Annotated in this window: 12 protein-coding genes; 7 read left to right on the top strand and 5 right to left on the bottom strand. The window is 61.3% G+C overall.

From position 1 onward, the window contains the following. Positions 1–397 precede the first annotated feature (397 nt). The 3 genes from VL202_RS09895 (at position 398) to VL202_RS09885 (ending at position 3,075) form a co-directional block, all read left to right on the top strand. Positions 398–1,297, top strand: coding sequence for a LysR family transcriptional regulator (locus VL202_RS09895; protein WP_325463948.1), 900 nt, complete (start codon positions 398–400; stop codon positions 1,295–1,297). A 99-nt stretch (positions 1,298–1,396) separates the two neighbouring features. Next, complete coding sequence (locus VL202_RS09890) at positions 1,397–2,038, top strand: DUF1007 family protein (protein WP_325463947.1); 642 nt, start codon at positions 1,397–1,399, stop codon at positions 2,036–2,038. Further along, positions 2,032–3,075 carry a nickel/cobalt transporter gene (locus VL202_RS09885; protein WP_325463946.1) on the top strand — a complete coding sequence of 348 codons (1,044 nt, stop codon included), beginning with the start codon at positions 2,032–2,034 and terminating at the stop codon, positions 3,073–3,075. The genes VL202_RS09890 and VL202_RS09885 overlap by 7 nt, the downstream gene beginning before the upstream one ends. 24 nt (positions 3,076–3,099) lie before the next feature. On the opposite strand, the gene VL202_RS09880 is transcribed toward VL202_RS09885, so the two are convergent. The 4 genes from VL202_RS09880 to VL202_RS09865 all read right to left on the bottom strand — a co-directional run bounded on the left by VL202_RS09880 (position 3,100) and on the right by VL202_RS09865 (position 5,700). Next, on the bottom strand, positions 3,100–3,315 hold the full coding sequence (locus tag VL202_RS09880) for a hypothetical protein (RefSeq protein WP_325463945.1): 216 nt from the start codon (positions 3,313–3,315) through the stop codon (positions 3,100–3,102). 11 nt (positions 3,316–3,326) lie between these two features. Next, the gene (locus VL202_RS09875) at positions 3,327–4,004 is read right to left on the bottom strand and encodes a GNAT family protein (RefSeq protein ID WP_325463944.1); all 678 of its coding nucleotides are present in this window, start codon (positions 4,002–4,004) and stop codon (positions 3,327–3,329) included. Positions 4,005–4,136: 132 nt separating this feature from the next. Continuing rightward, complete coding sequence (locus VL202_RS09870) at positions 4,137–4,922, bottom strand: tellurite resistance TerB family protein (RefSeq protein ID WP_325463943.1); 786 nt, start codon at positions 4,920–4,922, stop codon at positions 4,137–4,139. A gap of 139 nt (positions 4,923–5,061) precedes the next feature. Next, a complete protein-coding gene (locus tag VL202_RS09865) occupies positions 5,062–5,700 on the bottom strand; it encodes a 2-dehydro-3-deoxy-phosphogluconate aldolase (RefSeq protein WP_325463942.1) in 639 nt (212 codons plus the stop codon). Between the two features lie 188 nt (positions 5,701–5,888). Here VL202_RS09865 and VL202_RS09860 point away from each other — a divergent pair, with 188 nt between their 5' ends. The 4 genes from VL202_RS09860 to VL202_RS09845 all read left to right on the top strand — a co-directional run bounded on the left by VL202_RS09860 (position 5,889) and on the right by VL202_RS09845 (position 8,582). Continuing rightward, positions 5,889–6,356 (top strand): CYTH domain-containing protein, encoded by a 468-nt coding sequence (locus tag VL202_RS09860; RefSeq protein WP_325463941.1) that lies wholly within the window; start codon positions 5,889–5,891, stop codon positions 6,354–6,356. 51 nt (positions 6,357–6,407) lie between these two features. Then, on the top strand, positions 6,408–7,100 hold the full coding sequence (locus tag VL202_RS09855) for a YafY family protein (RefSeq protein WP_325463940.1): 693 nt from the start codon (positions 6,408–6,410) through the stop codon (positions 7,098–7,100). Between the two features lie 68 nt (positions 7,101–7,168). After that, entirely contained in the window at positions 7,169–7,528 is a 360-nt protein-coding gene (locus VL202_RS09850; RefSeq protein WP_325463939.1) for a VOC family protein, read from the top strand. A gap of 94 nt (positions 7,529–7,622) precedes the next feature. Further along, entirely contained in the window at positions 7,623–8,582 is a 960-nt protein-coding gene (locus VL202_RS09845; RefSeq protein ID WP_325463938.1) for a rhodanese-related sulfurtransferase, read from the top strand. 33 nt (positions 8,583–8,615) lie between these two features. Here the strand turns inward: VL202_RS09845 and VL202_RS09840 are convergent. Next, positions 8,616–10,639, bottom strand: a 2,024-nt coding sequence (locus VL202_RS09840) for a putative bifunctional diguanylate cyclase/phosphodiesterase (RefSeq protein ID WP_325463937.1), incomplete at its 5' end; no start/stop codon positions are given.

Genomic DNA, 10,639 nt, shown 5'->3' with positions numbered 1-10,639 from the left:
GGGGTTAGTTCCAGGTACCTTACCGATGACCTCACCTTAGGGATATTTCCCAGTTCGAGGGTCGGCGGACACCCATGGGCACGTGCGACTTTGGGCTGAATGGGAGATAAGAAAAAACCTTGTCGTAATCAAGACTTTTTTCAAAATCCCCGTTGAATTTTTCCATATCGACGAACCAATTAAGATGTCGCATTTCTCGAACAATTCGACTTGAGCTGTCGCGGAAAGCAACATCTTGTTTTAAGGTCGTTTTTGGCGGCGATTAGCGATATCCGTCAGCAGGCCAAACGTTAACGCCGCACAACGACCATTTCGCATCCATAGCCTGCGCATGGACGTTTCAGGGCTAGAGCGACGAATCAGAATGTGGGCAGCAGCCCGAGAAGCGAGGGACGACTTGGACACCTTGACCCGCATCCGCGCCTTTATCGATGTTGTCGATGCCGAGGGGTTTTCCGCCGCTGCCCGTCGCGTCGGACGCTCCAAGGCGCTGCTGTCCAAATATGTGCGCGAACTGGAGGACGACCTGGGTGCCCTGCTGCTCAATCGCACCACGCGTCAATTTTCACTGACCGAGGCCGGCCACACCTACTACCGGACCGCATCCGAAATCCTGAAAGAGATCGACAATCTTGCCGACCTCGTCCGGGCCAGCAATTCCGACCTCAAGGGCCGTCTGCGCATTTCGGCGCCGCGCACTTTCGTCGATGCCGAGATCGGGCAATCGCTGATCGATTTCGGCAAGGCCCATCCGGAACTGTCGCTGGAAATCGTTTCCGATGACCGTTTCGTCGATCTGGTCGAGGAAGGATTCGACGTCGCGATCCGCATCACCAAGCTGGAGGATTCGACGCTGATCGCCCGCAAGCTCGACGATTTCCAGATCAAGATCTGTGCATCGCCGGAATTCCTTAAAAAGAACGGGCCGATCAGCCATCCCTCCGAACTGTCGCGGCACGCCTGCATCATCGACACCAATGGCCGCTCCTACAGCAACTGGCGTTTCGTCGAGGCCGACGGCACCGGCTTCAGCGTTCCCGTCGGCGGGCCGATGGAGGTCAACAGCCCACTGGCCGCCATCCGCGCGGCGGAATCCGGCATCGGCATTTCCGGCGTGCCGGAATTCATCGCCCGGCCCAAGATCGCCTCCGGCGCGCTCATCTCCATCCTCGAGGACTTCCTGCCGAAGGATCGTGGCATCTACGCGATCTATCCGCACCGGCGCTATCTGCCGACGAAGGTCAGAACACTGGTCGACTTCCTGCACAACTGGTTTCGCAAGAACTCGGGAAATTGACCTCTCCGCGCAAGGGCTGCAGTCCCAATTCCGTCCCAATTGCCCTACATTGCATATGAGCCGGTCATGCGCCGCAACATTCACGGGAATCACGACAGCATGAAACCAACGTCCCTGATCCTGGCGGCAGCGGCAGTGCTAATGCCTTCCGCCGCCTTTGCTCACCCGCATATCTATGCCGAGGCGCGGCTGGAGATCGTAGCCGACGCCAGCAACCAGATCACCGAATTGCGCAATGTCTGGCGCTTCGACGAGCTATTTTCCGCCAGCGTGGTGATGGATTTCGACAAGAATTCGAATGCCCAGCTCGACCCCGACGAGTTGCAGGAGGTCGGCCAGACCGTTCTCGATTCACTCGCCGAGTACAATTACTATACAAGCATCACCGACAACGGCAAAAGCGTGAAGGTCAACAAGCCGGACGCGATAACCGCCGACTACAAGGACGGACAGTTGCTGCTGATGTTCGCCGTCAAGCCGGCCGTGCCCATCCCGCTGAAAGGCAGGATGTCGTTCGGGGTCTATGATCCGACCATGTACACGGCGATGGATTTCCCGACCGATGGCGATCTGGCGCCGATCGGCGACCAGTTGAATGCGTGCCGGCACAAGGTGGTGCGTCCGGACCCGGATGAAGTGCTGGCTCAAAATCAGGCCAGCCTGACCGACGCCTTCTTCAACGACCCGACGGGGACCGACATGTCGAAGATGTTTGCAACCCGGATCGAATTCACATGCTGACGCCGCGCCATCCCACGCAGCTTATCGGCCTTGCCGTTGCAGCACTGGTAGTTTGCGCGACGGTTGCCCACGCGCAGTCGCCGCTCGGCATCGGCACCGCGGAGCCGGCCTTCCAGACCGGCGGCCTGTTCGGCGGCCTCTTCGCTTTCGTGAACATGGAGCAGCAGCGCTTCTATCACACGCTCACCGAAGCCATCAAAGGCATGCGGGAAAACCCCTGGCAGCTCTGGTCGCTGATCGGCCTGTCCTTTGCCTATGGCGTCTTCCACGCCGCCGGCCCCGGCCATGGCAAGGCGGTGATCTCCTCCTACATGATCGCCAACGAGACGGAACTCAAGCGCGGCGTGCTCCTGTCGTTCATGTCCTCGATGATGCAGGGCGGCGTCGCCATCCTGCTGGTCGGCGCCGCCTATCTCGTCCTGCGCGGCTCATCGATCTCGATGACGCAGGCGACACATTTCCTCGAAGTGGTGAGCTACGCCCTGATCGCGGCTTTCGGCGGCTGGCTATTGTTTCGCAAGCTGAAGGGCATGCGCGAACGCCGTCTCGCCATTGCATCGGCCCACGATCATGGCCTCCATGACCACGGTCATCACCATCACGCACCTCACGCCCATGATCACGGCCATTCGCATGCCCATAGTCACGGACCGGGCGAGGTCTGCGACACCTGCGGCCATGCCCATGCGCCGGATCCATCGATGCTGAAGGGCGATCGGTTCGCGCTCCGGGAAGCCTGGTCAGCGATCATCGCCGTCGGTCTGCGCCCCTGTTCCGGCGCGCTGATCGTGCTGAGCTTCGCGCTGCTGAACGGACTTTATCTCGGTGGCGTTCTCTCGGTTTTCGCCATGTCGATCGGCACCGCCATCACCGTGTCAGTTCTGGCAACCCTTGCCGTCACCGCCAAGGATCTGGCCGTGCGCTACGCCTCCAGCGGAACAGCGGCCATGCGCATCAGCAACGGCATCGAGATTTCCGGCGCCCTGCTGGTTCTGGTGCTGGGTCTCGTTCTGCTCGGCGCCTCATTGCAAGGCTGAGAAAGAGGAGCTGTCTGAAGCGCCTTAAAGTCCGCGCCGGCGCTGATAGCGGGCGCGGAGCCAGAAGATCAGGAAGAAGGCGAGCACGAAAACCGTGCCGAAGGCGCCAGCCAGCCAGGGCGAGAAATCGCCCAGCCAGAGCATGATCCTCGGCAGGATGAAGAACCCCAGCCCGACCACAAGCAGGATGATCGCAGCGGCAATTGCCGGCGAGCGTTCCTTTTTCTGCGGTTCGGTCATGTCGTTTCCTTTCATGCAAGTTCCGCGCGAATAGCTTCAAGCTTGCGCTTCTGCGTGCCATCGGCGGTGAAATTGTCTGGCGACAACCAGGCTTCAAAGGCCGCATTCAACAGCGGCCATTCCTTGTCGATCATCGAGAACCAGGCAGTATCACGGTTCTCGCGCTTCGACAGCATGTGTTGGCGAAAAACGCCTTCGAATGTGAAGCCGAGCCGGACGGCCGTCTTCCTGCTCGCCTCGTTGCGATTGTCGCATTTCCATTCGTAGCGTCGATAGCCCAGCTCCTCGAAAGCGTGCTTGGCCATCAGGTAATGCACTTCGGTCGAGAGCGGCGAGCGCGCCATGGCGAAGGCGTGGGCCACGCCACCCACCTCGACCACGCCATTGGCCGGATCCGGGCGCATGTAGTTGGCGATGCCGACGACGTCGCCGCTGGCCTTGTCGACGAAAACTTCGGTGATCCAGCCGGACTTCTGCACGGCGGTCAGCCACGTGTCGAAATCCTCGATGCCGCCAAAATCATCCTGCGCGAAATATTGCAGCCGGGCATTGATATCCAGGCCGCCAAAGGCATTCCAGAGCGCCGCCAGATGCGCCTCGCGGTCATAGGGCCGGACCGATACGAACCGACCTTCGAGCGTCACCGGCTGGGGCGCCGGGCGGGCTTTCCAATTCGCGAGATCGGACATCGTTTGCTCCTGAAATTCCCTGAATGGCTGAAGAGACAACCGATCCGAACGAACGTCGAACCGGCTTCTCACCTCACCTCAGGCATAGGACAGGCCCGAACGCCGCACAAATGCAAAGTCGTGATGGATCGATCACCAGGGCGACTTGATCGGCGGCTCGCCGACCTGCGGAACGGATGTCTGCGGCGCATTGGCCTGCGTTTCGATTACCGGCGTCTTGGCCGCCGACACCGTCGCCTCGATATGATCGATCAGCGCATCGGCAAGGCCGAGACGACCGGCCATAAGATCGAGATAGCCGCGTTCGGCGCGGGTGTCGGCATCGATCGCCAGCCGTGACGCCGTATAGAGCTCGACGCGCTCTTCCTCGGTCCGTGCAGCCGAAACGATGCTGTCGAGATCGACGGGATTGTTCAGTTCGTCGTTCAGGAAACTTTCGGCCTCCGAATCGAGCCCCGAGATTTTGACCTTGTCCATGATACGGGACCGCTCGGCATCGTCGATATGGCCATCGGCGCGAGCCGCGGCGATCATCGCGCGGATCAGGACGAGGACAAAATCATTGCGGACAGCGGAAGGTTCGGTGCTGAAGCCGGAATCGGCCGGCGGTGGCAGGAGTTCCGGCTGTTCCTGGACGGCATCCGGCTGCGCCGCGGCAGGCTCCTTGCCCGCCTGGTAATTCTTGTAGGCCTGATAACCCAGGCCGGCAATGGCGGCGAGGCCGCCGAGCTTGAGGGCGGAGCCCGTCACGGCGCGGCCGGTACCGGTGCCGAGCAGCACGGCGGCAAGCGCCCCGGCGGCAAGCGGATTATCCTTGGCCATCTGCGTCGCCTGTCCGGCCCGCTCCCGCACGGTGCCACCCGCACCGGGGATCTGCGAGCCCAGGAACTGGTCCAGCAATTTCTTCGCGTCAAACATTCGGTCGCACTCCCTTGGCCGGTTGAACTGGTCGAACTGAGACATAGGAATGCGACGAAAAGAATACAAATAAAAGAAGACGGACGCGAAAAAGGCCGAAGCAAACGCTCCGGCCTTCGAAAAGAATGGGCTGCCTGTTTCAGTTCCTGAGAGCGAAGGCCTCGGCGGCGAGCCTGGTGATCCCGGCCCAATCGCCCCTGGCGACGAGATCCTTCGGTGCAACCCAGGAGCCGCCGACGCAGACGACGTTGGGTAGCGACAGATAGTCCTTCGCGTTCGACAGCGAGATGCCGCCGGTCGGGCAGAAGAACGTGCCGGCAAGCGGCGAGGACAGCGACTTGAGGTAGGCGGCGCCACCGGCCTGCTCGGCGGGGAAGAACTTCATCACCTTGTAGCCTTCCTCGCGCAGGCCCATGACTTCGCTGGCAGTGGCGGCACCCGGAAGCAGCGGGATTTCCGAATCATTGGCCGCGTCGATCAGTTCCTGCGTTGTACCAGGGCTGACGATGAACTGCGAACCGGCCTCGACGGCTGCCGCGTACTGGGCGGCATTGAGGATGGTGCCGGCACCGGCGACAGCACCTTCCACCTCGTTGGCCACGGCGCGGATCGCTTCCAGTGCTGCCGTCGTGCGCAGGGTGATTTCGATCGCCTTCAGGCCGCCTGCGACCAATGCACGCGCCAGCGGCACCGCCGTTGCCAGATCGTCGATGATCAGGACCGGAACGACCGGCTGCAGTTTCAGGACGGAAAGAAGCTTCTCGGTTTTCTCGCTCATGCCGGCAACCTTTTTAAAACGATTGAATGGAGGCTCGAATACTCTCCTCCCCTTCTAATGTCGAGACCCAAGAGAGGCAATCGGGTCTTGGATATTGTCATTGAACTCTCAAGAATTCGGGTTTACGCGCGAGCACTGGTCCTTATAGTCTCCGCGAAACGGTGCAATCAGAGTCCATCGGGGACGGAATGGCAAAGGAAATCGAACGGAAATTCCTCGTCGCCTCCGATGCCTGGCGCTGGGGCAGCGATGGCGGGGTTTTGCTCAGGCAGGCCTATGTCGTCGCGATGGAGGACCGCTCCGTACGTGTCCGAACGGCGGGTGGCGAACGCGCCCAGCTGACCATCAAGATCGGCAAGAGCGCGCTTGTGCGCGACGAATTCGAATACGAGATGCCTGTCACCGATGCGGACGAACTGTTTTCCCAGGCGATTGGCTTCATCATCGAGAAAACGCGATACCGCGTGCCGGTGGCTGGCTTCATCTGGGAAGTCGATGTCTATGCCGGCGCGCTCGCGGGCCTCGTCGTCGCTGAGGTCGAGATGGAGTCAGAAGACGACAATCCGAGCCTTCCAGCCTGGCTCGGGCGTGAGGTCACCGGCGAACAGCGCTATTCCAACCAGTTCCTCGCACAGGATGGCAGACCGCAGGAATAGCTGGCAACGCGCGGCTGTTGATCCTGCCAGATTACGGCAGTAAGCTCGGGCATGTCCCGCTCAACCCGCCTGCTCGATCTCATCCAGCTCCTGCGCACCTATCGCCGGCCCGTGAGCGGCAACACGCTGGCGCAACGGCTCGGCGTCAGCATCCGGACACTTTACCGCGACATTGCCACGCTGCAGGCGCAGGGTGCCGATATCCAGGGCGCACCGGGCTTCGGTTATGTGCTCAAGCCCGGCTTCCTGATGCCGCCGATGATGCTGAGCGAGGAGGAGATCGAAGCGCTTGTCCTCGGCGCGCGCTGGGTGGCGGCACGAACGGACGACGGTTTGCGCGAGGCGGCAGGCAATGCGCTATCGAAGATCGCGGCGGTGCTGCCCCCTGATCTGCGACACGAGCTTGAAACCAATTCTCTTCTGGTACCGTCGGTCCGCAGGCCCGATGTCGGGACGATGGATCTCGCCGTCATCCGCGACGCGATCCGGCAAGGCCTGAAACTCGATCTCGACTACGCCGACAAGGATGCACAGACGACAACCCGGCGCGTCTGGCCGTTTGCGCTCGGCTATCTCGAAGAAGCCCGCATTCTCATCGCATGGTGCGAATTGCGCAACGATTTCCGCCATTTCCGCGCTGATCGCATCAATTCCCTGGTGGTGACGGAGCTGCGCTCGCCGCGCAAACGCCAGCATCTTTTGGCCGCATGGCGCAAGACGGTCAAGCTTGCGCACGACATGTGATCCTGCTGCCATAAACTGACAGGATATCGGTCTACAACAGCCTCTGTAAACATGAAGAGGAGACTGCCGTGAAAACCGACTTTATCTTGCCTGTCGAAAGCCCGGCCGAGAGCGCTGTTTTCTACATGGCCATGTTCGGCGCCCTGCCGCTGGAACTGTCGCCGAGCTATGCGGTGGTTCTGATGAACGATGCGCTGAAATTGGGCCTCGCACGGAGAAGCAAGGCACACGCCATCGCGAACACGCGCGACGTGGAGCTTCCTATCATCGTTGCGGGGCGCGAAGGCGTCGATGCCCTCCATGATGAATGGCGCAGGAAAGGTGTCACCATCCTGCAGGAGCCCGCGCCGTCGGACACCGACTATACTTTCACCTGCGCCGACCCGGACGGGCATCGCCTGCGTGTCTCCACCCAGGCGGCCGCCTGACCATACGCCAGGCCGGGCCGAGCCACCGGGCCGCAGACCTGCCATGCGGCAATGGGAATTGCGCGAAAGGGCTGAAAGCTGTATTTCACGCCGCATGACAGACACGTTCAACATTTCCCGCCTCGGGGCCGTTCCTCAGGAAGACAGCGGCCAGTTTCTGGTTGCGGCGCTTTATCATTTCGCTGCGTTCGAGCGGTTCGCCGATTTCCGGCAGCCGCTGCAGCGGATGTGCGAGGACAATGGGGTCAAGGGAACGCTGCTTCTCGCCCACGAAGGCATCAATGGCACGATTGCCGGCCCTGAAGACGGTATTCGCGCGGTCCTCGCCTTCCTGCGCAGCCAGCCGGAATTCTCGGCACTCGAGCACAAGGAAAGCTGGGCCTCGGCCATGCCGTTCCTGCGCATGAAAGTGCGGTTGAAGAAGGAAATCGTCACCATGGGCGTCGAGGATATCGACCCCAACAAGATCGTCGGCACCTATGTCGCGCCGCAGGACTGGAATTCGCTGATTTCCGATCCCGACACGATCGTGATCGATACCCGCAACGACTATGAAACCGCGATCGGCATGTTCCGCGGCGCGGTCGATCCGAACACCAAGAGTTTTCGCGAGTTTCCCGACTGGGTGAAGAACAATACCGATCTCGTTTCGAAGCCGAAGATCGCCATGTATTGCACCGGCGGTATCCGCTGCGAAAAGGCGACGGCCTTCATGAAGGAACAGGGCTTCGACGAGGTCTACCACCTCAAGGGCGGCATCCTCAAATATCTGGAGGAGATGCCGGAGGAAGAAAGCCTGTGGGACGGCGCCTGCTTCGTCTTCGACGAGCGCGTATCGGTGACGCACGGCCTGAAGGAAGGCGAACACACGCTCTGCCATGCCTGCCGCCAACCGCTGACTCCGCAGGATCTCTTGTCTCCCCACCACGAAAACGGCGTCTCCTGCATTCATTGCCACGAGACCCGGACGGAAGAGGACCGCTTGCGCTATCGCCAGCGGCAGCACCAGATCGACCTGGCAAAACGCCGCGGCGAACGGCATCTGGGAAGCTGAGGGCAACCTGCGATCTCGGCAGGTTTAACGCCGTCATGCCGACAGCGTCACCATTCCCGGCGGTGCCTTTTCAGCGAGGAGGGCCGGCAGCGCCGCCTCTTCGACCGGGCGTGAGAAGTAATAGCCTTGCAGGTGATCGCAGCCGCAGAGTCGCAGGATGACAGCCTCTTCCTCGGTCTCGATGCCTTCGGCCGTGACGGGGATATCGAGGGCGGCGGCGAGCGCCAGTGTTGCCTGCAGCATGTCACGGCCGCGCGGACCGTCTTCCAGCGCCCGGATCATCGAACGGTCGAGCTTCAACCGGTCGAACCCGAACTGGCGCAGATACCCTATGCTGGAAAAGCCGGCGCCGAAATCGTCAAGCGCCATGCGAACCCCAAGCCCGTTCAGCGCGCCGATCATGCGGCGGGCCTGTTCCGGATTGTGGATGAAATAGCCCTCGGTGACTTCGAGTGTCACCGATGACGGGCGCACGCCGCTTTCCTCCAGGAGATACGATACTTTCGGAATGAAGAACGGATTGCGGAACTGCGCGGGCGACACGTTGATCGAAATGCCGATCTGTGGCCAGGTGCGTACGACGCGCAGGGCCTCTTCCATCACGAACAGGCCGAGCTTGTCGATCAGCCCGGTCGTCTCGGCGAGCGGAATGAAGATGTCAGGCGACACCATGCCCATCACCGGCGACTTCCACCGCAGCAACGCTTCGAGGCCGACGATCGCATGGGAGGCGGCATCGACCACGGGCTGGTAGACGACATAAAATTCGCTGGAATGGATGCCCGAACGCAAGGCAGTTTCCAGTGCCTTGCGTTCTGCGAGAGCTGCGTCCATCTCGGCATCATAGGCGATGGCGCGACCTCGCCCGTCGGCCTTGGCCTTGTACATGGCGATATCGGCCCGCCGCAGCAATTCTTCCGCGTCGATCGAGCCGAGCGGCGAAATCGCGGTGCCGACGCTGACGCCGGCCACCACGACCAGGTCGCCGATCACGAACGGTTCTGAGAAGAAATCGAGAATATGCGCTTCGAGTGGCGGCGGCCCGTCGTCACCACGTTTGATCGGCAACGCAATCGCAAACTCATCACCACCGAGGCGGGCGAGAATACCGCCCTCGGGAACCAGATGCGTGAGGCCGGCCGCGACGCTCTTGATCAGGCGGTCGCCCGTCGCGTGGCCGTAGACATCGTTGACCTCCTTGAAGCCATCCATGTCGAGATAGAACAGCATGACATCATCGCTGCGATCCTTGGCCTGGTCGATCATCGTCTGCAGTCCGTCGAACAGTCCTGTCCGATTCCGCAAACCGCTCAGCCGGTCCTTCAGGGCCGCCCGGCGCGCCGCGATCTCGTCACCGCGCAACCGGCCGATCACGGCCCCGCCGGCAATGACGAGAAGAACGATGAAAATGCCGACGATTGACATGGCGGCGAAAATATAGGGCCGCACCTTGTGATAGCTGATGTCTCCCGGCGCCTGCGCGATCCAGGCAAGCCCGGCAATCACCTTGCCGGCCGGATCCTTGATGGGGGCCGCACTGGGATGAAGATCAGCGACATCAACGAGACGCAGATCTCGGATCAGATAGGTCTTGGCGATCTCGCCGACCTTGTCCCGATCGAGATGGCGGATGAAGACCAGTTGCTGCAGCCGGTCGATCGGTACGGCCACGTCGAGAGACGCAGAGCGAATGGTCGAGACACCGACGACCGCGACACCCTCTTTCGTCTGCACGAAACCGGACGTCTCCGCTTCATCGGACGTGCCGGCATCGCGCACCGTCTTCATCATCACGTCGAAAGCCGGCGACAGAAATTCGGACGGCGGCACGCTGAACCGCGCACCGCGCTGATACGCGGTCACGACGGTGTTGCCGGGGCCAAGCAGATAGGCGGTGTCGAAGATATCCGAGGCGGCGCTGGCAAGGCCGAAATTCTCGACGATCCACTCTTGCGAATCCGGCGCATAGACCGCGCGCGCCGCATCGTCCCAGACGGCATAATCATGCATCGTCGTCGCCATCTGGTTGCGCATCATGGCAAGCGCTCCGGACATCG

It is taken from the genome of Pararhizobium sp. (genome assembly GCF_035497515.1).
In the GTDB taxonomy this organism is placed as follows: domain Bacteria; phylum Pseudomonadota; class Alphaproteobacteria; order Rhizobiales; family Rhizobiaceae; genus Pararhizobium.
This window is presented reverse-complemented; position numbering and strand designations above follow the sequence as displayed.

Bases quoted from the DNA above. Each gene is read 5' to 3' on its own strand.
- VL202_RS09885 (WP_325463946.1), top strand. From the start codon at position 2,032: ATGCTGACGCCGCGCCATCCCACGCAGCTTATCGGCCTTGCCGTTGCA.
- VL202_RS09860 (WP_325463941.1), top strand. From the start codon at position 5,889: ATGGCAAAGGAAATCGAACGGAAATTCCTCGTCGCCTCCGATGCCTGG.
- VL202_RS09845 (WP_325463938.1), top strand. From the start codon at position 7,623: ATGACAGACACGTTCAACATTTCCCGCCTCGGGGCCGTTCCTCAGGAA.
- VL202_RS09855 (WP_325463940.1), top strand. From the start codon at position 6,408: ATGTCCCGCTCAACCCGCCTGCTCGATCTCATCCAGCTCCTGCGCACC.
- VL202_RS09875 (WP_325463944.1), bottom strand. From the start codon at position 4,004: ATGTCCGATCTCGCGAATTGGAAAGCCCGCCCGGCGCCCCAGCCGGTG.
- VL202_RS09865 (WP_325463942.1), bottom strand. From the start codon at position 5,700: ATGAGCGAGAAAACCGAGAAGCTTCTTTCCGTCCTGAAACTGCAGCCG.
- VL202_RS09880 (WP_325463945.1), bottom strand. From the start codon at position 3,315: ATGACCGAACCGCAGAAAAAGGAACGCTCGCCGGCAATTGCCGCTGCG.
- VL202_RS09890 (WP_325463947.1), top strand. From the start codon at position 1,397: ATGAAACCAACGTCCCTGATCCTGGCGGCAGCGGCAGTGCTAATGCCT.
- VL202_RS09870 (WP_325463943.1), bottom strand. From the start codon at position 4,922: ATGTTTGACGCGAAGAAATTGCTGGACCAGTTCCTGGGCTCGCAGATC.